This window comes from Pseudomonas sp. NPDC090201, assembly GCF_044746825.1.
Classification (GTDB): domain Bacteria; phylum Pseudomonadota; class Gammaproteobacteria; order Pseudomonadales; family Pseudomonadaceae; genus Aquipseudomonas; species Aquipseudomonas putida_AD.
In genome coordinates, this window is the sequence record NZ_JBIVCX010000011.1 from 125,766 (window position 1) to 146,329 (window position 20,564).

A 20,564-nucleotide genomic window follows, 5' to 3' on the forward strand; every position below is an offset into this window, starting at 1 on the left:
GCACGGTTTACTAGGCACGTCGAACAGCGCAGCCCACTTCAACGGCGACGCTAACCAAACCTTGAAAACCCATTGCAGGAGTTCACACCATGAAACGTCAGATCCTTCTCAGCATCGCCCTGTCTGTCCTGGCCGCCAACGTGTTTGCCGCCGATGGCGCAGAGCACCTCAAGCAGTACCAGGGCGCCCAGATCAGCGCCCCGGTCACACAGGAGCAGGTCGCCGCTGATGGCGCCGATCACCTGAAAGCGTTCCAGACCGCATCGGTCACCTTCGACGCGAAGAACGCCGAGACCGTGGCCGAGGTGCGCTCTGAGTTCGGTTCGCAATTTCAGCGGTATTGATCGAGCTTGGGCGGCGAGTTCCAGTACGCCCCCGCCGGCAAGCCGTGCTGCTACGGGTCCGCGGTGAACGCTACCTGCGCGACTCTGTAGCAGTCCGGCTTGCCGGCGTAGCGGCTTCAAGATCGCTGCCGCCGGCAAGCCGGACTGCTACGGGTTATGCGGTGAACACGGCCCCCCCCTTCCCCATCAACTCGCCGACACCAGTTTCAACCCGATAACCCCCGCCAGAATCAGCAGGATGCACAGCACGCGCAACGGAGCTGCGCTGTCGCCGAGCAGGGCCATGCCGACGATCGCGGTGCCGGCCGCGCCGATGCCAGTCCAGACGGCGTAGCCGGTGCCCACCGGTAGCGTGCGCAAAGCCATCGACAGCATGATCACGCTGGAAACGCCCGCGCCCACGGTGAACAGCGCCGGGGTCAGGCGGGTGAAGCCTTCGGACGCTTTCATCGCCAGGGCAAATCCGATTTCCAGAAGCCCGGCCAGACTCAATAAAACCCATGCCATGTTTGTATACCCGCAAGGCGACCCGCCGGGCCAGTCACCGGGCGGGCAAAGAGACAAGATGACCGCGCCGGCGGGCACGGTCACCCGAGGTTCAGGCGTTGACCGCAGCCGGTGCCGGGCGGAAAGCCACGCCGAAGCGGTTGAAGGCATTCATCAGGCCGATGGCATAGGTCAGGTCAGCCAGGCCCTTGTCGCCGAACTCGGCCAGCGCCGCCCGGTAGTCGGCATCCGGAACGCCGGTTTCGGCAACGCGAGTGACGGTTTCGGCCCAGGACAGTGCAACCTGCTCACGCGGAGTGAACAGTTGGCCGGCGTCATGCCAGATCGGCACCAGCACCAGTTTCTCCACGCTCAGGCCTTGCTTGAGCAGGTCGCGGGAGTGCATGTCGATGCAGAATGCGCAGCCGTTGATCTGGGAAACGCGCAGGTAGACCAGGTCAACCAGTTCTTTGGCCAGCCCACACTGCAGCACTGAACCGTAGACGTTGCCGAAGGCTTTGTAGATGTCTGGCGACACGGCGGAATAGTTGATGCGATTGCTCATGAAATTGCCTCGAAGGGGCTGAATGGAGGCGCCATGTTCGAGTGTCTTGGCCCAGCGCTAAAGGTCCAAGATCTGCATTTCGGACTGGTCCACTGATGCCCGGATTTGGCCCAGTCCATCTGTCGGTTCTTGGCTCTTTTGGCTGGGGCATGGGCCGCTTACCGTGCAGGTCCGATTCACCCATCAAGAGTCAGACATGAACATCCTGCACGTAAGCTGTAGTCCCCGGGGACCTGCGTCCGAGAGCAGCCGCCTGGCCCGCAACATCATCGAGCGCCTGTTGAACCGCGAACCTTCGGCCCTGGTGGTAACCCGGCTTGTGAGCGGCGAGAACCTGCCTCATGTCGATGGCAGCTACGCGACGTCCCAGCAGTCCACCGCCGATGTGTCAGAAGGCGGGTCCCTGGCGTTGTCCGACCAGCTTATCGCCGAGGTGGAACAGGCCGATGTGCTGGTCATCAGTACCCCGATGCACAACTTCAGCCTGCCATCGGCCCTGAAAGCCTGGATCGACCACGTTGCCCGGGTGCGCCGCACATTCACCATCAGCGCCCAAGGCAAGACCGCCCTGCTGCCGGACCGGCCCGTGTTCATCGCCATCGCGTCCGGAGGGCGGTTTTCCGGGGAGCGTGCGCGACAGCCGGACTACCTGACGCCGTACCTGCGCGACGTGCTGAACATGATCGGCCTGCACGATTTGAGACTCTTCTCGGTACAGGGCACCGCAATGGGACCCCAGGCCATCGACGAAGCCAGGAACCAGGCCGATGAAGCGCTGCACGCACACTTCGCCTCGTCACGACATGCCTGATCGAAACTGGCCTGCATTGGCGCAAGCGGTGCCGGTCGCCCACAATGGGAATGCCGTGCAGCCTGCCCACGACACGCCTGTGAGTACGCCATGACATCGTCCGCTCAGCGTTTTTCGCCCCTTGACCCTGCGTCCACGGAGCCGATCTACCGGCAGATTTACTGGCGCGTGCGCACCGCCATTGGTGAAGGCGTGCTCAGCCCCGGCGAGCGCGTGCCTGCTGCCCGGGCATTGGCCAAGGAACTGGGACTGGCCAGGGGCACCGTCGATTCCGCCTATGCCCTGCTGACCGCCGAAGGCTACCTGCAGACTCGCGGGCAGGCCGGCACGGTGGTCAGCGCAGGCGTGGCTTCACAGGTGCTCAAAGCATCGCAACAGGTCCGGGCTGCCTACGAAAGCCCGTCAGTACGGGACAGGCCGCCACTGCTCCCGTTTCAGATGGCAGTGCCGGCGCTGGATGCATTCCCGCGCAAGATCTGGGCGCAGATCGGCGCCCGCTGCGTGCGCGCCACCCGCTTGCAGGACATGGCCCACCCCACAGTGTATGGCCTGGAATCCCTGCGCACGGCCATCGCCGGTTACCTGCATATGTCCCGAGGCATCGACTGCACCTCGGCGCAGGTATTCGTGACCGCAGGCTATCGCAACACCCTGACACTGATCGCTCAGGCGTTGCTCACACCCGGCGACAAAGTGTTCGTCGAGGATCCGGGGTACCTGCCGACCCGGCAATTGCTCGGCCACTTGGGCATGCAGCCGGTACCGATCGCCGTGGACGGCGACGGCCTGATCGTCGCCCAGGTCGTGAGCGCGCCACTCATGGCCCGGGCTGCCGTGGTGACGCCCGCGCATCAGAGTCCGCTGTGCGTTTCGCTTTCCCTGCCCCGCCGCCTGGCGCTGCTGGACTGGGCCCGCGAGCACGAGGCCTGGATTGTCGAGGATGACTATGATGGCGAGTACCGCTACGTCAGCCGTCCGCTGCCGGCGCTCAAGAGCCTGGACCGTCACGCACGGGTGCTGTACGCAGGAACCTTCAGCAAGGTGCTGTTTCCCGGGATTCGTATCGGCTATCTGGTGGTCCCTGCTGCACTGGTCGAACGCTTCGAGCAGGTCGGTCAACTGTTTCTCGGCCACTGTCCGGAGCTGACCCAGGCCATCGTCGCCACCTTCCTGACCGAGGGGCATTTCGCCCGGCATATCCTGCGCATGCGCAAGCTTTACGCCGAGCGTCGGGAGGCCACGGCCAGAGGCCTGCAAAGCGTATTGGGCGAGCAGATCCGGATCGACGCCCAGCCCGGCGGCATGCATCTGATTTTGCGGTTTATCGCAGATCAGTCCGACATAGCCTTGGCCGAACGCCTGCGTCAGGCAGGGATTTATGCCGAGGCGCTGAGTGAATGGAGCATCGCCGGCACCAGGGCACAAGGCCTGCTGCTGGGCTTCGCCAACATCGAATAGCAGGCTGCGGCCGAGCAACTGGGCGAGCGCATTCTGGCGCTGCTGTCACACCCCCCTTCCGAACCCTGAGCAAGGATCATCATGAGCCTCAAGAGCATTGCAGTATTTTCCGGTTCCAACTTCGGTTTCAGCCCGGCGTATACCGAAGGTGCGCAAGCGCTGGGCCGGGAGATCGCCCGACGTGGCCTGCGCCTGGTCTACGGCGGCACCGACAAGGGGCTGATGGGGGTGATGGCCGACACCGTACTGGCCGAAGGCGGCGAAGTGGTCGGCATCATCACCGAGCGGTTGTTCGGGCTCGGGCACTTGCACAGCCGATTGACCCGCCATGAAGTCACCCCGGACATGCGCAGCCGCAAGGCCCGGATGAGTGACTGTGCCGACGCCTTCATCGCCCTGCCGGGAGGCCTTGGCACTTTCGAAGAGCTGTTCGAGGTGGCCACGCTGACCCAACTGGGCGAACACAGCAAAGCCCTGGGCTGCCTGAACATCAATGAGTTCTTTACCCCGGTGCGCACCCTGCTCACGCATTCGGTCAGCGAAGGTTTCATGAAGGTCGAGCACAGCGAGATGCTGATCTTCGCTGCCGAGCCCAGCGCATTGCTCGACGCCCTTGAGCAGTGGCAGGCCCCGACAGTGAACAAATGGATCGATCCGGCTTGCGCAGCGATCTAGAGGACGCCCCCGCCGGCAAGCCGTGCTGCTACAGGATTCGCGGTGAACACAACCTCCGTGAACAAGCACTCAATTCTGTAGCAGTCCGGCTTGCCGGCGTGACGGCTTCAAGATCGCTATCGCCGGCAAGCCGGACTGCTACGGGTTTTGTGGTGAACCCAAATTTCGCAAACACCCACGGCCCCGGAGCAGCCGGGCTTGCCCGCGGGAGCGGTCTTGAGAACGCCTCACCCGTAGATCTCAGCGCGCCGGTTGCCAGTCATCAGGCACCACGGCGATCACGTCGATCTCCATCAGCCACTGCGGCTGCCCCAACCCGGAAATCACCAGACCCGTGGAAATCGGGAACACGCCCTTGAGCCACTTGCCAATCTCCTGATACACCGGCTCCCGATAGCGCGGGTCGATGATGTAGGTCGTGGTCTTGACGATGTGCGACAGGTCAGAGCCCGCCTCTTCCAGTAATTGTTTGACGTTCTTCATCGCCTGCTCGGCCTGGGCACGCGGATCACCCAAACCCACCAGATTGCCTTCGAAATCGGTGCCTATCTGGCCGCGCACGTAAATGGTGTTGCCAGCTCGAACCGCCTGGCAAAGGTCGTTATCCAGCGCCTGGTTGGGATAGGTTTCCTTGGTGTTGAACATACGAATGCGGGTGTGGGTCGGCTGTGCCATGTGAGATTCCTTGAACAGGTGATAATCGCCGCGCCGGGGTTAACCTATTAGCGCGGATGACAAGATTCAGGCGCTGACGACAGACGCCACCGACGCAGCAACCTCAAGCGCCTCGCGCTCGGCTGCGTCGCGATAGGTCAGGTACTGGCGCTGGGTGGCGATGTGGTCGGCCACATATTTGGCGTCGTGCCACACGCCCCAGATGAACGACGACCCGCGCCGCGACTGCCATGGCAGGCCAAGGAAATAGATACCCGGTTCAGTCGACACGCCGCGCTGGTGCTGCGGCTTGCCCTTGGCGTCGAACGCATCGACCTTCAGCCAGCTGTGGTCCGTGGCAAAGCCGGTCGCCCAGATGATCGTGGTGATCCCGGCCTTGGCCAGGTCCATCTCAAGCAGCGGGTTGCGCACGCACTCCGGATCCGGGAAAACCCGGCGCGCTTCAGGCTCCAGGGGCAGGTCCAGGCCGTTGCGTTCGATGTAGGCATCTGCCGCATCGAGCACGGCCAGATAGTTTTCGTCGCCCCGCGCCAGGTTCTCGGCCAGGTCCGGCTGAAAGCTGACCACGCCGTTGTCGAACGAACGGGTCACGCCCACCAGCTTCATGCCGCGCTGGGCCAGCTCGCGAAAGTCCACGGTACGCCCGCCGTGGGCGCCACTGACCGCGATGGTCACGTGCTCCCTGCCCGGTTTCATCGCCGCCTGATCCCACTCGCCGAGCACCCCCAGCCACCAGCAGAAATCCCGGTTGCGATAGGCCCGTGGCGGCCGGTCATGCTGGCCCACCGAGAGATAGACCTGTTTGCCGGCGCGCTGCAATTCATCGGCGATCTGCGTTCCGGAAGATCCGGCCCCGACCACCAGCACCGCGCCTTCGGGCAGTTGCTGCGAGTTGCGGTACTGCGCGGAATGAATCTGCGTCAGGCGCTCATCCTTGGGGGCAATGGCCGGGATGACCGGGCGCTGGAAGGGCCCGGTGGCCACCACCACGCGACTGGCGGCAATCACACCTTCGGAGGTCTCGACCGTGAACCCTGGGCGACCGACATTGCGCGTCACCTTGCGCACTTCGACACCTGTGCGGATGGGCGCCTTGAACTTGCGCGCATAGGCTTCGAAATAAGCGGCGACCCGCTCCTTGGACGCAAAAGCGTCAGGACTCAGGTCATCGAATTCCAGCCCCGGGAAACGATCGTGCCAGGCCGGCCCGTTGGCGACCAGCGAATCCCAGCGCCCGGTGCGCCAGGCTTCGGCAATCCGGTTGCGCTCAAGGACCAGGTGCGCAATGCCCAGTTTGCTCAAGTGCTCGCTCATGGCCACGCCAGCCTGACCTGCGCCTACCACGAGCGTATCGATGTCTATGTTTGCAGCTGTCATACCTGTGTCCTTCACGAAGGCGGGTGTGGGCGCATTCTGTGCAGGATCAGGGGATAGCGAAATTATGATTTTTGTCGTCGCAGAGCAGGAAAAAGCTAGGGGGATGGGCCGCACACCCGACGCAGCCTCGCGCCGGGCGTTCTGCCTGAGGGTTACTTTCGCGCCTCCAGGATCAGATTGAAGGGCGTCTCGGCCGCACGCCGGAAGTGGGTGAAGCCTGCCTGGACAAACACACCGCGCAGCCGGGTCTCGCCGGCCTGCGCACCCAGCCCGAGTCCGACCTCCTGAGACAGCGAATTGGGCGTGCAGATGAAGGTCGAGGCGGCGTAAAACAGGCGCCCGACGGGGTTGATGTTCTGATCGAGGCTGTCATTGGCGTAGGGCTCGACCAGCAATACCGTGCCGTCTGGTTTCAGCGACTGGTAGGCGTGCCTGGCCGCGCCGACCGGGTCGCCCATGTCGTGCAGGCAGTCGAAATAGCACACCAGGTCGTAATCCTTGCCGGGGTAATCCTTCGCCGTGCCCTGGGCGAAGTTCACGCGATCGCTGACACCGCCTTCTCTGGCGCGGTCCGTGGCGGTGGCGATGGACGGCTCGTGGTAGTCGAAGCCGTCAAAGCGCGAGGCTGGAAAGGCCTTGGCCATGACGATGGTCGAGGCACCGTGGCCACAGCCGATATCGGCCACTTTCGCGCCCGCTTCAAGCTTGGCAACCACGCCGTCCAGCGCCGGCAGCCACTGGCCGACCAGAAAGCTCTTGTACCCCGGCCTGAAGAAGCGCTCGGTGCCGCCGAACATGCACGGATGGTGATCGCCCCAGGCCAGCGCGCCGTCGCCGCGCATGGCGGCCACCAGCTTGTCCTTGTCGTGGAACATCGACGCCACCACCATGATGCCGCCCGCGACGTACACCGGAGAATCCTCGATGGCCAGGGCCAGCGCCTGTTCTTCGGGCAGCACGAATTGCCCGTCATGATGCTCCATGTAGCCCGATGCCACGTGGGCACTGAGCCATTCCTTGATCAGTCGGGGGTTGCAGCCGGTGCGGCTGGCGAGGGTGTCGGGTGTCACCGGCTGGCTGTCGGCCATGGCCTTGTACAGCCCCAGTTCGTCGCCGAGGATGACATTGGCGAGCATTGCCGCGGCGCCCATGTCGAACACCAGCCTGCCCATGAAGTCCTGAAGCTTGGCCTCGTCCATTTCCTGCCCTCCTGTAGGAAGGCCATCGTCGGCACGGGCATTGGCGGACCTGAAAGCTGCTGGCGGTGGCCAGATGATCTTGGCCCCGGTTGGGGAAGGTCTGTAAGTTTAGACCCTGAGCGAAGGCAGCATAGACCTGCGGTCAGCTCACTCGCTCAACATGCCATGGCAGATCAACCCCAACACGCTGCGCATGTGTCTGGCGTGGGCCTCGCGGTCAGGTTCGCCCTCGGTCGCGAGGCGAATGAAGGCCAGGTTGGCGTACTGGTTGAACAGGGTCGCCGCGACCTCGACGTCAACTGACGAGCGAACCTTGCCCAGTTGCTGGAAATGCACCAGCAGTGACCGGGCAGCCTCGACCACCGCAGCGTTCCATGGCCCGAAGGCTTCGGCCAGTTCGCCGGTAAACAGATATGGCGCCAGCTCACGCCAGAGCGAGGCCGGCATGGCCTGCAGCTGGTAGCGGGTCATCAGGCCTTCGAGTTCGCACAGGGCTTCCAGCGGGTCTGAGTTCTCACCCAGGTTGGCCCGCGCCTCGCTCATGGCCTGTTCGTCCGGGGCCTTGAGCAGCGTGAGCAGGATCTCCTGCTTGCCGCCGAAGTAATTGACCACCGTGGGCGCCGACACCCCTGCCTGGCTGGCGATCTGCTCAAGGGTCGTGGCGGCGAAGCCGTTGGCCTTGAACAAGGCAAGGGCGGCCTGGGCGATGTCGTGGCGACGCTGCTCTTTCTGCCTTTCTCGCAATCCGGTCATGGGGGCTCTGGCATGGGGAATCGTGGCGGTCAGGTTACGGAATACGGTTTTTCTCCACAAATATTTTCTTTACAAAAATATTTTTAGCTGACAAAACTTATTACACAACACAGCCCGCACCCCATCGAAGGGCGCCGTCAGCCAGGAGAAGCGTCATGTCCATCGAACTCGATACCGAACGCAACAGCAGCCGCAGCACGAGCGACTATCAGGCATCCGATGCCGCCCACCACATTCACGCATTCGTTGACCAGAAAGCCCTCAACGAAGAAGGCCCGCGCGTGATGGTCAGGGGCGAACGTCTGGCGCTGTGGGACAACGACGGCAAGCGCTATCTGGACGGGATGTCGGGCCTGTGGTGCACCAACCTGGGTTATGGCCGCAAGGACCTGGCCGCGGCCGCCAGTGCCCAGCTTGAGCAACTGCCCTACTACAACATGTTCTTTCACACCACTCACCCGGCGGTGATCGAGCTGTCCGAGCTGCTGTTCAGCCTGCTGCCGCCCCACTACAGCCACGCGATCTACACCAACTCCGGTTCCGAGGCCAACGAAGTGCTGATCCGCACCGTGCGCAAGTTCTGGCAGGTGATGGGCAAGCCCGAGAAGAAGGTCATGATCGGCCGCTGGAACGGTTACCACGGCTCGACCCTGGCCGCGACGGCCCTGGGCGGCATGAAGTTCATGCATGAGATGGGCGGCACCATCCCCGACGTGGCGCACATCGACGAGCCCTACTGGTTCGCCCACGAAGGCGATCTGAGCCCCGAGGAATTCGGCCTGCGCGCCGCTCGCCAGCTGGAAGACAAGATCCTGGAGCTGGGCGCCGACAAGGTCGCCGCCTTTGTCGCCGAACCCTTCCAGGGCGCAGGCGGCATGATTATCCCGCCAGCGACCTATTGGCCGGAGATCCAGCGCATTTGCCGCAAATATGACGTGTTGCTGTGCGCCGATGAGGTGATCGGCGGCTTCGGGCGTACCGGCGAGTGGTTCGCCCATCAGGCCCTGGGGTTCGAGCCTGACACCCTGTCCATCGCCAAGGGCCTGACCTCGGGCTATGTCCCCATGGGCGGCCTGATACTGTCGCGGCGCATGGCCGAGGCGCTGGTGGAAAAAGGCGGCGTGTTCGCCCATGGCCTGACCTACTCCGGACATCCCGTGGCTGCGGCTGTGGCCATCGCCAACCTCAAGGCCCTGCGCGACGAAGGCGTGGTCACCCAAGTGAAGAACGACACCGGACCGTATCTGCAGACCTGCCTGCGCGAGGTGTTCGGCAATCATCCGCTGGTGGGCGAGGTCCAGGGCGTGGGGCTGGTGGCGGCGTTGCAGTTCGCCGAAGACAAGGCCACACGCAAGCGCTTCGCCAACGAGAACGACATCGCCTGGCGCTGCCGTACCATCGGTTTCGAGGAAGGCATCATCATCCGCTCCACCCTGGGCCGCATGATCATGGCCCCGGCGCTGATCGCCACCCGCGCCGAGCTGGACGAACTGGTGGACAAGACCCGCATCGCCGTGGACCGCACCGCCCGGGAGTACGGCCGCTTGTAATCCTACTGAGAAGTTTTTAGGTAATCAGGCTCCACAAAAAACCTCGTTTCGCAGGCGCCAGCGCATCTCCAGAATGCAAGCCATGTCCCATTCCGCGCCCCGGCAGATTCAGTTGCACTGCCGGTGCGCGGGATGGCAGGTCAGGACGAAACAGGACGAACACACCATGACGTTTTCCATCGTCGGCCGCTGCGCCGAAACCGGTCAACTGGGCATCGCCATCAGCTCCTCCAGCATTGCCGTCGGCGCCCGCTGCCCCTGGCTGCGGCCTGGGGTCGGCGCTGTCGCCACGCAGAACATCACCCTCCCGGCCCTCGGCCCGCAAGTGCTGGATCAGATGGAGAGCGGCCTGTCGCCCGCCCAGGCGCTGGACCAGGCACTGACCCGCAATGGCTACAGCCAGTTTCGCCAGCTCACCGCCATCGACCACCTGGGCCAGACCGCCCACTTCAGTGGCAGCCAGACCCTGGGCACGCACAACGCCATCTCCGGAGAGCAATGCGTCGGCGCCGGCAACATGCTGGCAGACCGCGCCGTGATCGAAACCTTGGTGCAGACCTTCGAAAACAGCGGCGGCCAGCTCGCCGACCGCTTGATCGCAGCCATGCAGGCCGCAGTTGCCGCCGGGGGTGAAGCAGGCCCGGTGCATTCGGCGGCGCTGGTGGTGGTGGGCGAACTGACCTGGCCGATCATCGATTTGCGCGTCGATTGGGCAGACCAGGACCCCATCGGCAAGCTCGCGCAGTTGTGGGCCGACTACCGCCCGCAGATGCAGGACTACATCACCCGCGCACTGGATCCGACCAAGGCCCCGAGCTATGGCGTGCCGGGCGATGAGTAACGCCATCCGCAGCAAGGAACTGCTGGCCACCCTGGTGGGTTATGACACCACCAGTCGTGAGTCGAACCTGCAACTGATCGAATTCGTGCGCGATTATCTGGCGCAGTTTGATGTGCCCTGCGAGCTGATCTACAACGACACGCGCAGCAAGGCCAACCTGTTCGCCACCATTGGCCCTGCGGATCGTCCGGGCATCGTGCTGTCCGGCCACACCGATGTGGTGCCGGTGGACGGCCAGCCCTGGACCGTCGCGCCGTTCCAATTGAGCGAACGGGACGGCAAGCTGTTCGGGCGCGGTACCGCGGACATGAAAGGCTATATCGCCTGCGTCCTGGCAGCAGTGCCTGCCCTCCTCGCTGGACCGTTGCGGATGCCGGTGCACATTGCGCTGTCCTATGACGAAGAGGTCGGCTGCCTGGGCGTGCGCTCGCTGCTCGCCGAGCTTGAGCGGCGTCCGGTCAAGCCACTGCTGTGCATCATCGGTGAACCTACCGAGCTCAAACCGGTACTCGGGCACAAGGGCAAGCTGGCGATGCGCTGCGACGTGCATGGCGCGGCCTGCCATTCGGCGTACGCACCCCAGGGTGTGAATGCCATAGAATATGCGGCCGAACTGATCGGCGAGCTGGGGCGCATCGGCACCGGGCTGCGCAGCCCTGAGCGGCACGACGCTCGGTTCGACCCGCCCTTCACCACCGTGCAGACGGGCGTCATCAGCGGCGGCAAGGCGTTGAACATCGTCCCTGCCGACTGCCGCTTCGATTTTGAAGTGCGCGCCCTGCCCGCCGACGATCCGCTACAGGTTGCCCGGCAATTGCAGCAATACGCGACAGAGCAGGTGCTGCCGCGCATGCAGGCGGTGCACCCCGAAACCAATATCCGCTTCACGCAGTTGTCGGCCTATCCGGGCCTGGCCACCGATGCGAACAGCCAGGCGGCGCAGTTGATCGCACAGTTCTGTGGCTCGGACGCCTTCACCACCGTGGCCTTCGGCACCGAGGGCGGATTGTTCGACGCCATCGGTATTCCGACGGTGGTGTGCGGACCAGGGAGCATGGATCAGGGGCACAAGCCCGACGAATTCGTCAGCGTCGCGCAGCTTGAGGCGTGCGATGCGATGTTGCAGAGAATCATCGAAAGCCTCCAGCCCCCCGCAATCCCGTAGCAGCCGGGCTTGCCCGCGGGGGCGGTGTGTCAGGCACCGCGATATCGAATGATCCACCGCTCCCGCCGGCAAGCCGTGCTGCTACGGGCTGCGGTGGTCGGTCATTTCGGCGCCAGTTCTTCCTGGCAATAATCCACGAACAACTGCGCCGGTTTGGTCAATTGCGCGCGGCGCAGCCAGGCGGCCGACAGGCCCGACCCGGTGACCTGTTCGGCCAGCGGCACGCACACCAGTTTCTGACCATCGTACGTGTAGTCTGAAGTCGGCCGGGTCACCAGGATCGAGAAGCCGAACCCGCGCCCCACCATGCCCCGGACCATCTCGATGGAAGGCGAGCTGAACTGGATGTGCGGGGTCAGCCCGCGCTCTTCGAAGATGCTCACGAAGTATGTACGGCTCGGTTGCACGTCCAGCAGCACCATGGGTTCAAGCACCAGATCATTGAGCGACACCTTCGACTGATGGGCGAAGCGATGGCCCTCGGGCAACAGCGCGTAGGGTTGCTGCGGCGCCATCAGCGACACAGTGTCGATGGTGCTGTCCAGGTCGTGCTCGTAGAGAATCGCCAGGTCGATGCTGCCCGACGTCAGCGCCTGTACCAGCTCCTGTTGCTCGCCATCGCGGATGCGGATTTCCACGCCGGGCCAGCGGTCCCTGAAGCCTGCGATCAGGCGCGGCAAATACAAGGGCGCAACGGTCTCGAAACAGCCGATGTCGATCTGCCCGGCCACTACGTCGTTGTCGGCCAGGGCATTCTGTTCGAACTCGTGGGCCACCCGCAAAAGCTCCTGCGCCTTACGGTAGAAGCGCGCGCCGCTGGGCGTCAGCGACACCCCTTGGGCGTGGTGGCGGATGAACAGCTGCACGGCAAAACTTTCTTCCAGGTGCTTGATCGCGGTCGAGACCGACGGCTGGGCGATGTAGAGCTTGCGCGAAGCCTCGGCAACGCTGCCGCACTCCACCGTGGTGACGAAATACTTGAGTTGTCGCAGGTTGTAGGCTGCCATTGCTACCTCAAACTTGATTGAACCGTGACCCGGATCGTGCGCGTTATTCTGCGACGTCAGAGGTTTGTGAGAAACAAGCAAATTCCTCACCATTGAGGCTAAAAAACCTGCCCCGCCCTGCTGTAAGAATGTGGTGCACGACAGCACCAGCGTAGTGCGTAACTGGCGAGTTTTTTTATCGATAGCGAAGACATTTTTCCTCATTTCCCGCCCTCCCCACATCCTCCACTATCGGCACCACGGATAACTGACATGGCCCAGAGAGGCCATCGGGGAGTAAGCAGTGACGGACTTGAAAAGCTGGCAGCGCCTGGCGCAAAACCAACGCGTGATCGATACGGCCAACATCGCCGGCAAGGCCCACGAGGCGCTGAGCGGTAAGACCTTCGCCGTGATCAACCCGGCTACCAATACGCTGCTGGCCAAAGTTGCGGCCTGCGCGGACGCCGATGTGGACCTCGCCGTGCGCGCCGCCCGCAAGAGCTTCGCCACTGGCCCCTGGGCACGCATGCAGCCACGGGAGCGCAAGGCGACGCTGCTGCGCTTGTCCGAGCTGATTCTGGCTCACCGCGAAGAACTGGCGCTGCTCGACTCCCTGAGCATGGGCAAGCCGGTGATGGACGCTTTCAACATCGACGTGCCCGGCGCTGCCCATGTGTTCGCCTGGTACGCCGAAAGCCTGGACAAACTCTACGATCAGGTCGCGCCGACCGGCCCCGGCACCCTGGCCACCATCACCCGGGCGCCGCTGGGGGTGATCGCCGCCGTGGTGCCCTGGAACTTCCCGCTGGACATGGCCGCCTGGAAACTCGCACCCGCGCTGGCAGCGGGCAACAGCGTGATTCTCAAACCTGCCGAGCAATCGCCGTTCTCTGCTCTGCGCCTGGCCGAACTGGCGCTGGAGGCCGGGGTGCCCGAAGGCGTGTTCAATGTCGTCACGGGCCTGGGCGAGCAGGCAGGTCGCGCCCTGGGTCTACACCCGGACGTTGACGCGATGGTGTTCACAGGCTCCACCCAGGTCGGCAAATACTTCATGCAGTACGCCGGGCAATCGAACCTCAAGCAGGTGTGGCTCGAATGCGGCGGCAAGAGCCCGAACCTGGTGTTCGCCGATTGTCAGGACCTGGATCTGGCCGCCGAAAAGGCCGCGTTCGGGATCTTCTTCAATCAGGGTGAGGTCTGCTCGGCGAACTCGCGGCTGCTGGTGCAGCGTTCGATTCATGATGAATTCGTCGAGCGCATGATCGATAAGGCCAAACAATGGCAGCCTGGTGACCCGCTGGATCCGGCGAGCAGGATGGGCGCCATCGTCGACGCCACTCAGGCGGCACGGGTGATGGGTTACATCGCCGATGCCGGCGCCAGTGGCGCGCAGTTGGTGGCGGGTGGGGACCGGGTGTCGATCAACGGGTCGGACAATTTCATCCAGCCCACGCTGTTCACCGGCGTGACCTGCGACATGCGCCTGTCTCGCGAGGAGGTGTTTGGCCCGGTGCTGGCGATCACGCCGTTCGACGATGAGGATCAGGCGGTGCAGATGGCCAACGATCACATCTACGGCCTGGCGGCGTCGGTCTGGAGCGACGACCTCAACCGCGCCCACCGCGTGGCCAGCCGCCTGAATGCAGGGACGGTGTCGGTGAACACGGTGGACGCGCTGGACGTCTGCGTGCCCTTCGGCGGCGGCAAGCAATCGGGCTTCGGCCGCGACCTGTCGCTGCACTCGTTCGACAAATACACCCAATTGAAGACCACCTGGTTTCAGTTGCGCTAACTCCATAACAACACGACTCCGTAGCAGTCCGGCTTGCCGGCGTCGGTGATCCCAAGGACGCCGTCGCGGGCAAGCGCGCTCCTACAGGGTTGAGGTCGGACATATGCCCGTAGCAGCACGGCTTGCCGGCGGGGGCGATCATCAGGCCGCCGTCGCCGGCAAGCCGGACTGCTACGCGAATGGCGATGCGTTTCAACTTCCGAGTACCCCACCATGAACACCGAATACGACTACATCATCGTCGGCGCCGGGTCGTCCGGTTGTGTGCTGGCCAACCGGCTGAGCGCGGATCCGGCCGTGCGCGTGTGCCTGATCGAGGCCGGCAGTCATGACAACAGCCTGCGCATCCAGACGCCCGCCGGGACCATCACGTTGTACAAGAGCCGCAAGTACAGCTGGAATTTCTTCTCGGCGCCGCAGCAGCACCTCAACGGCCGGTCCCTGCACACCCCGCGTGGCAAGGCCCTGGGCGGCTCAAGCTCGATGAACAGCATGATCTACATCCGCGGTCACGCCAGCGATTACGACCGCTGGGCACAGGCCGGTTGCCCCGGCTGGGACTGGAACGGCGTGCTGCCGTTCTTCAAGCAATCGGAGAACAACCGCCTGGGCCAGGACCCTCGCCTGCACGGCACCACCGGGGAGTTGCATGTCGAGGCGGCGCGAGATCCCAATCCGGTGTCGCGGCTGTTCGTCAAGGCGGCGCAGCGGATAGGTATCCGGCACAACGACGACTTCAACGGCGAACATCTGGAAGGTTGCGGAATCTACAACCTGACCCAGAAAAACGCCCGGCGGCTGTCGAGTTATCGCGCGTTCGTCGCCCCCGTGCTGGATCGCCCGAACCTCACGGTCATTACCGACTGCACAGTGCAATCGGTGATGATCGAGCAACGGGTCGCCAAGGGCGTGAAGGTGGTGTGCGACGGTCAGCCGATGGCATTGAAGGCTCGGCGCGAAGTGATTCTGTCGGCAGGCTCCTTGGGCAGCCCGAGTCTGTTGCTGGCCTCGGGGATAGGCCCGGCGAGCGATCTGCGCAACGCAGGCATCAGGGTCGAGCATGACCTGCCGGGGGTCGGCAAGAACCTGCAGGATCACCTCGACGGACTGGTGACCGTACGCTCGAAAAGCCCGGTGACGCTGGGGTTTTCCCTGGGCTCGCTGCCGAGCATTCTGCTCTCGCCGTTTCGTTACCTGGCGCGCAGGAAAGGCTGGCTGACCACCAACTACGTTGAAGCCGGAGGCTTTGCCCGCACGCCACTGGCGAACTCATTGCCCGATGTGCAATTCCACTTCGTGCCGGGCTACCGCAGCCATCGCGGACGGCTCTTCGAATGGGGCCATGGCTATGCCGTGCACACCTGCGTGCTGCGCCCCAAGAGCATCGGCGAAATCCGTCTGGGGCGGGATGGGAAGCCAGTGATCGACTTCAATTTCCTGTCTGATCCCGAGGACGCGAAGGTATTGGTGGAGGGGTTGAAGCTTGCGCGCAGGATCCTCGCCGATCAGCACTTCGACGGGATACGCGGCAAGGAGATGCTGCCCGGCGCGCAGGTGCAGACCGATGAGCAGTTGATGACCTACGTGCGCGACTACGCCGCCACCGTGTTCCACCCGGTGGGCACCTGCAAGATGGGCACCGACCCGATGGCGGTGGTCGATCCCGAACTGAAGGTGCATGGCATCCAGGGCTTGCGCGTGGTCGATGCTTCGATCATGCCGACGCTGATCAGCGGCAACACCAACGCGCCGTGCATCATGATCGGCGAGAAAGCCGCGCATAGCATCCTGCGCCCCGCATACCCGGCCCCGTCATCCGGGAACTATGTAGGAGCGGGCTCGCCCGCGAATGCGTCGGGCCAAACGCTACCAGGGTGACTGACGCACCGCTATCGCGGGCAAGCCCGCTCCCACAGATCGTGCCAAGCGATGCTCAGAGGTTCCCCACAAACCCGTAGCAGTCCGGCTTGCCGGCGTCAGCGCCCGAAAGATCGCCGACGCCGGCAAGCCGGACTGCTACGGGTGCGATTTTTCGGGGCATTTCAAGCCGCTCTCGCCCCACCTTCGCGCACGATTTTTACCCCAGTTTTTTCCTCATCAGGGACCACATATTTACTAATTTTCCTATCCCTCGACATCGGCCAACATCAACTTCGCCCCACAGAGGCAAAAGGTCCGTCAGAGGCCACGAGCGTTGTCTGTTTTTGGCGTCTAGCCCCACTGCCCCGTGAATAACGATTTTAAAAACACCAATCCGGGAGTGCTCCATGATCAAGTCTTTCGTATCGCGTTGTGTGCGTCCGCTGGCCGTGACGGCCCTGGCTGCCGGCATTGCCAGCGGCGCCCAGGCCGGCACCCTGTCCATCGGTCATACCACCTGGGTCGGCTACGGCACCCTGTACCTGGCCCAAGACCTTGGCTACTTCAAGGAACAGGGCCTGACGGTCGAGCTGCCGACCATCGAAGAGGCCTCGATGTACATGGCCGCCCAAGCCTCGGGCCAACTGTCCGGCTCGGCCTCCACCATCGATGAAATCCTCAAGTACCGCCCGCAATTCTGCTTCAAGGCCGTGGCCGCGCTGGATGAAAGCCACGGTGGCGACGGCGTGCTGGTAGGCAAAGACGTGACCAGCCTCAAAGACCTCAAGGGCAAGGCCGTGGCCGTCAACGAAGGTTCGGTCTCGCAATTCTGGCTCAACTACCTGCTGAAAAACGCCGGCATGAAGATGAGCGACCTGACCATCCAGAACATGACCGCCGACGACGCCGCCACCGCCTTCATCGCCGGTCGCGTGCCTGCTGCCGTGACCTGGGAGCCGCACCTGACCGGCGTGCGCAACAAGCAGCAAGGCAAGGTGCTGGTGGACAGCAGCTCGACCCCAGGCGTGATCGTCGATGTGGTCGCCCTGAGCTGCGAGGTCATCGAGAAGCAGCCCCAAGACGTCAAGGCACTGGTGGCCGGCCTGTACAAGGCCGTGCAATACACCAAGGACCATCCGAAAGAGGCCTACGCGATCATGGCCAAGGGCGTCGGTGGATACCTGGCCGATCCGAAGGAGCTGGAAGCCGCGGCCAAGGGCGTGCGCTTCTATGACCAGGCCATGAGCGAAAAACTGCTGGGCAGCAACGGCACCAGCGGCGATGCGGCGGACGTCATCAAGCTGGCAAACGAAACCGCCAGCGAGCTGCAGGGCAAGCCGTTCAACGTCAGCTTCAACGAGCTGGTCGACAACCGTTACATCAGCCCGAAATAATTTCAGGAGCACGTCATGTCCAAGCGCAATTCGTGGCTCAACCGCTGCCTCACGCCCAAGACCAGCCTGCCGGTGCAGGTGATCTGGAGCGCCAGCGGCCTGGCCTGGGCCCTGCTGATCGGCCTGTGGGCGATCCTTTCCTACGGCGGCGTGGTGCCGGCGATGTTCCTGCCCACGCCCGGGGCTGTGTTCGACGCAGCCATGCGCCTGGCCCATGACGGCACCCTGGGGCCGCACGTGTGGGCCAGCGTCGAGGTGGTGATGGTCGGCTTCATCATCTCCTCGGTGGTGGCCGTACCCATCGGTCTGATGATGGGCAGCTTCCGGGTGGTGCAGGCGTTTCTCGAACCCCTGGTGAACTTCATTCGCTACCTGCCCGTGACCTCCTTCGTGCCGCTGTTCATCCTGTGGATCGGCATCGGCCTGGAGCAGCGTGTCTCCATCATCATCTTCGGTGTGTTCTTCCAGCAACTGGTGATGATTGCCGACGTCTCCAAGGGCATCTCCAAAGACCTGATAAACGCCTCCTACACCCTGGGTTCCAGCCGCACCGATGCCGTGCTGCACGTCATCGCGCCGGCGTCCCTGCCCGGTGTGCTAGACACCCTGCGGGTGACCATGGGCTGGGCCTGGACCTACCTGGTGGTGGCCGAACTGGTCGCGGCTTCCAGCGGCCTGGGTTACCTGAGCCTCAAGGCCATGCGCGGCTTTCAGGTTGACGTGATTTTCCTGGCGATCGCTGTCATCGGCCTGCTGGGCCTGATTACCGATCAACTTTTCCGACTTCTTCGCCTGAAGGTGGCCGCATGGGCTCAGTAACCGCAACCTCACCGCTACGTCTGCAGCCGATGCCAGTGCCAGCGCCCGCCACGCCGCGCCTTAGGGTGGACAACGTCACGCTGCAATACAAGACCCCGTCGGGCAGCACCTTCACCGCGCTGGACAAGGTCAGTTTCGATGTGCCCGACCAGCAGTTCGCCGTGCTGGTCGGCCCTTCGGGCTGCGGCAAGTCGAGCCTTCTGTACCTCACCGCAGGCCTTGCCGAACCGACGTCGGGGGACATCTATGTCGGCGGCCAGCAGGTCGACGGCCCCGGCGCAGATCGCGGCATGGTGTTCCAGGGCTACACCCTGTTCCCCTGGCTGACCGTGCGCAAGAACATCGAGTTCGGCCTCAAGCGCCGTGGCATGCCTGTCGCCGAACGCAAGGAGATCGTCGAGTTCTACCTCAATGAAGTGGGCCTGCTGCGCTTTGCCGACAACTACTCCAAGCAGCTGTCGGGCGGCATGATGCAGCGGGTGGCCATCGCCCGCGCCCTGGCCAACGATCCGCAGATCCTGTTGATGGACGAACCCTTCGGCGCCCTCGACAGCCAGACTCGCCTGCACATGCAGCAACTGCTGCTCAAGGTCTGGGAGCATAGCAAGAAGACCGTGCTGTTCGTCACCCACGACATCGACGAGGCCATCCTGCTGGGCGACCGCATCTTCGTCATGGGCGCGCGCCCTGGCCGGATCAAGGAAGTGCTCGACGTGCCCATGGGCCGTCCGCGCAACCTGGACATGGTCATGGACCCGGAATTCATCCGCATGAAGCGCAACATCTTCCACCTGCTGCACGACGGCCCCGAAGAGCATCTGGACTGAACCCGACGGGCGCATCGGACGCGCCCTCCCCGACACTTTGGTATGACCGCGCGTAATGCCTCGCAGTGCTAGAGTTGCGCATCACTCTCGCCGTTCACGAGGTACATCGGATGAAAATCGGTTTCCTGGGTCTGGGCAACATGGGTCAGGCCATCGCCACCAACCTGCTCAAGGGCGGGCATCAACTGCTGGTCTGGAACCGCTCGCCCAAGGCCACTGAGCCTTTGGTGGAACTGGGCGCGCAGGCTGTCGCCGAACCTGCCCAGGCGTTCGCTGCCGACGTGGTGTTCAGCATGCTGGCCGACGACAAGGCCCTGCGTTCGGTGCTGATCGATTCAGGGTTGCTCAAGCAACTCAAGGCGCCGCTGATCCACGTCAACCTGGCGACCATCGCCGTCACTTTCGCCGACGAACTGGCCGGGCTGCATCAGGCCCAGGGCGTCGAGTACATCGCCGCGCCCGTGATGGGCCGTCCCAATGTCGCCGCTGCCGCGCAACTGAACATCCTCGCGGCCGGGCCTGAAACAGCCATCGACAAGGTACAGCCGCTGCTGGATCTGATCGGGCGCAAGACCTGGCGCCTCGGCGAGAAGGCCTCCGCCGCCAATGCAATGAAGCTTGCGACCAACTTCCTCTTGGTGTCAGCGGTGCAGGCCATGAGCGAGGCCTCGGTGCTGGTCACCCGCCATGGCCTGAAATCGGCGGATCTGGTGGACCTGGTGTCCAGCACCATCTTCACCGGGCCGGTCTATTCCGGTTATGGCGCGCTGATCGGTGAACGCCGCTACGAACCCGCCGCATTCAAGGCCGTGCTCGGCCTCAAGGATGTGGACCTGATCCTCGCCGCAGCCAGCCAGGTGTCGGTACAGATGCCCAGCGCCGACATGATCCGCGCCAACCTCAAGGATGCCGTCGATCACGGCGACGGCGAGAAAGACCTGGCCGTGCTGGCCGAGGTCGAGGAACGGCGCAACCCGGTGTAGC

The 20,564-nt window shown here is 63.7% G+C and carries 20 protein-coding genes; 13 read left to right on the forward strand and 7 right to left on the reverse strand.

From position 1 onward, the window contains the following. Positions 1-89: 89 nt before the first annotated feature. A complete protein-coding gene (locus ACIPOO_RS22655; protein WP_400609957.1) occupies positions 90-344 on the forward strand; it encodes a hypothetical protein in 255 nt (84 codons plus the stop codon). Positions 345-530: 186 nt separating this feature from the next. Here the strand turns inward: ACIPOO_RS22655 and ACIPOO_RS22660 are convergent, their stop codons facing one another. Both ACIPOO_RS22660 and ACIPOO_RS22665 read right to left on the reverse strand, forming a co-directional pair. After that, positions 531-851, reverse strand: a complete 321-nt coding sequence (locus tag ACIPOO_RS22660) for a multidrug efflux SMR transporter (protein ID WP_274130201.1) — start codon at positions 849-851, stop codon at positions 531-533. Between the two features lie 91 nt (positions 852-942). Beyond that, entirely contained in the window at positions 943-1,395 is a 453-nt protein-coding gene (locus tag ACIPOO_RS22665; RefSeq protein WP_400609959.1) for a carboxymuconolactone decarboxylase family protein, read from the reverse strand. A 196-nt stretch (positions 1,396-1,591) separates the two neighbouring features. On the opposite strand from ACIPOO_RS22665, the gene ACIPOO_RS22670 reads away from it, so the two are divergent. The 3 genes from ACIPOO_RS22670 (at position 1,592) to ACIPOO_RS22680 (ending at position 4,339) form a co-directional block, all read left to right on the forward strand. Beyond that, positions 1,592-2,206 carry an FMN-dependent NADH-azoreductase gene (locus ACIPOO_RS22670; RefSeq protein WP_400609961.1) on the forward strand — a complete coding sequence of 205 codons (615 nt, stop codon included), beginning with the start codon at positions 1,592-1,594 and terminating at the stop codon, positions 2,204-2,206. 90 nt (positions 2,207-2,296) lie between these two features. Continuing rightward, positions 2,297-3,664: a PLP-dependent aminotransferase family protein gene (locus ACIPOO_RS22675; protein ID WP_400609963.1), complete on the forward strand. Its 1,368-nt coding sequence runs from the start codon at positions 2,297-2,299 to the stop codon at positions 3,662-3,664. A gap of 81 nt (positions 3,665-3,745) precedes the next feature. Continuing rightward, positions 3,746-4,339, forward strand: a complete 594-nt coding sequence (locus ACIPOO_RS22680) for a TIGR00730 family Rossman fold protein (RefSeq protein ID WP_400609965.1) — start codon at positions 3,746-3,748, stop codon at positions 4,337-4,339. 240 nt (positions 4,340-4,579) lie between these two features. Here ACIPOO_RS22680 and ACIPOO_RS22685 read toward each other — a convergent pair whose 3' ends face one another. From ACIPOO_RS22685 to ACIPOO_RS22700, 4 genes are all read right to left on the reverse strand, one after another. Further along, positions 4,580-5,014 (reverse strand): RidA family protein, encoded by a 435-nt coding sequence (locus tag ACIPOO_RS22685; RefSeq protein WP_274130207.1) that lies wholly within the window; start codon positions 5,012-5,014, stop codon positions 4,580-4,582. Positions 5,015-5,080: 66 nt separating this feature from the next. Beyond that, the gene (locus tag ACIPOO_RS22690) at positions 5,081-6,391 is read right to left on the reverse strand and encodes a flavin-containing monooxygenase (protein WP_400609968.1); all 1,311 of its coding nucleotides are present in this window, start codon (positions 6,389-6,391) and stop codon (positions 5,081-5,083) included. A 152-nt stretch (positions 6,392-6,543) separates the two neighbouring features. Beyond that, positions 6,544-7,590 (reverse strand): class I SAM-dependent methyltransferase, encoded by a 1,047-nt coding sequence (locus tag ACIPOO_RS22695; protein ID WP_400609970.1) that lies wholly within the window; start codon positions 7,588-7,590, stop codon positions 6,544-6,546. Positions 7,591-7,737: 147 nt separating this feature from the next. After that, complete coding sequence (locus ACIPOO_RS22700) at positions 7,738-8,343, reverse strand: TetR/AcrR family transcriptional regulator (RefSeq protein ID WP_400609972.1); 606 nt, start codon at positions 8,341-8,343, stop codon at positions 7,738-7,740. 155 nt (positions 8,344-8,498) lie between these two features. On the opposite strand from ACIPOO_RS22700, the gene ACIPOO_RS22705 reads away from it, so the two are divergent. From ACIPOO_RS22705 to argE, 3 genes are all read left to right on the forward strand, one after another. Further along, positions 8,499-9,893, forward strand: a complete 1,395-nt coding sequence (locus ACIPOO_RS22705) for an aspartate aminotransferase family protein (protein ID WP_400609974.1) — start codon at positions 8,499-8,501, stop codon at positions 9,891-9,893. A 166-nt stretch (positions 9,894-10,059) separates the two neighbouring features. Beyond that, positions 10,060-10,734 carry a DUF1028 domain-containing protein gene (locus tag ACIPOO_RS22710; RefSeq protein ID WP_274130212.1) on the forward strand — a complete coding sequence of 225 codons (675 nt, stop codon included), beginning with the start codon at positions 10,060-10,062 and terminating at the stop codon, positions 10,732-10,734. Then, positions 10,727-11,899, forward strand: coding sequence for an acetylornithine deacetylase (argE, locus tag ACIPOO_RS22715; protein WP_400609976.1), 1,173 nt, complete (start codon positions 10,727-10,729; stop codon positions 11,897-11,899). The genes ACIPOO_RS22710 and argE overlap by 8 nt, the downstream gene beginning before the upstream one ends. Positions 11,900-12,000: 101 nt before the next feature. Here argE and ACIPOO_RS22720 read toward each other — a convergent pair whose 3' ends face one another. Then, positions 12,001-12,906, reverse strand: coding sequence for a LysR family transcriptional regulator (locus ACIPOO_RS22720; RefSeq protein ID WP_274130214.1), 906 nt, complete (start codon positions 12,904-12,906; stop codon positions 12,001-12,003). 283 nt (positions 12,907-13,189) lie between these two features. Here ACIPOO_RS22720 and ACIPOO_RS22725 point away from each other — a divergent pair, with 283 nt between their 5' ends. The 6 genes from ACIPOO_RS22725 (at position 13,190) to ACIPOO_RS22750 (ending at position 20,563) form a co-directional block, all read left to right on the forward strand. Continuing rightward, the gene (locus tag ACIPOO_RS22725) at positions 13,190-14,680 is read left to right on the forward strand and encodes an aldehyde dehydrogenase (protein WP_400609978.1); all 1,491 of its coding nucleotides are present in this window, start codon (positions 13,190-13,192) and stop codon (positions 14,678-14,680) included. Between the two features lie 213 nt (positions 14,681-14,893). Further along, entirely contained in the window at positions 14,894-16,558 is a 1,665-nt protein-coding gene (locus ACIPOO_RS22730) for a GMC family oxidoreductase (protein WP_400609980.1), read from the forward strand. Between the two features lie 389 nt (positions 16,559-16,947). After that, entirely contained in the window at positions 16,948-17,934 is a 987-nt protein-coding gene (locus ACIPOO_RS22735; protein WP_274130217.1) for an ABC transporter substrate-binding protein, read from the forward strand. Between the two features lie 15 nt (positions 17,935-17,949). Continuing rightward, on the forward strand, positions 17,950-18,753 hold the full coding sequence (locus ACIPOO_RS22740; protein WP_274130219.1) for an ABC transporter permease: 804 nt from the start codon (positions 17,950-17,952) through the stop codon (positions 18,751-18,753). After that, positions 18,741-19,580, forward strand: a complete 840-nt coding sequence (locus ACIPOO_RS22745) for an ABC transporter ATP-binding protein (RefSeq protein WP_400609983.1) — start codon at positions 18,741-18,743, stop codon at positions 19,578-19,580. Before ACIPOO_RS22740 ends, ACIPOO_RS22745 begins: the two co-directional genes overlap by 13 nt. Before the next feature lie 65 nt (positions 19,581-19,645). Continuing rightward, on the forward strand, positions 19,646-20,563 hold the full coding sequence (locus tag ACIPOO_RS22750; protein WP_400609985.1) for an NAD(P)-dependent oxidoreductase: 918 nt from the start codon (positions 19,646-19,648) through the stop codon (positions 20,561-20,563). The last annotated feature ends 1 nt before the right edge of the window (position 20,564 follow it).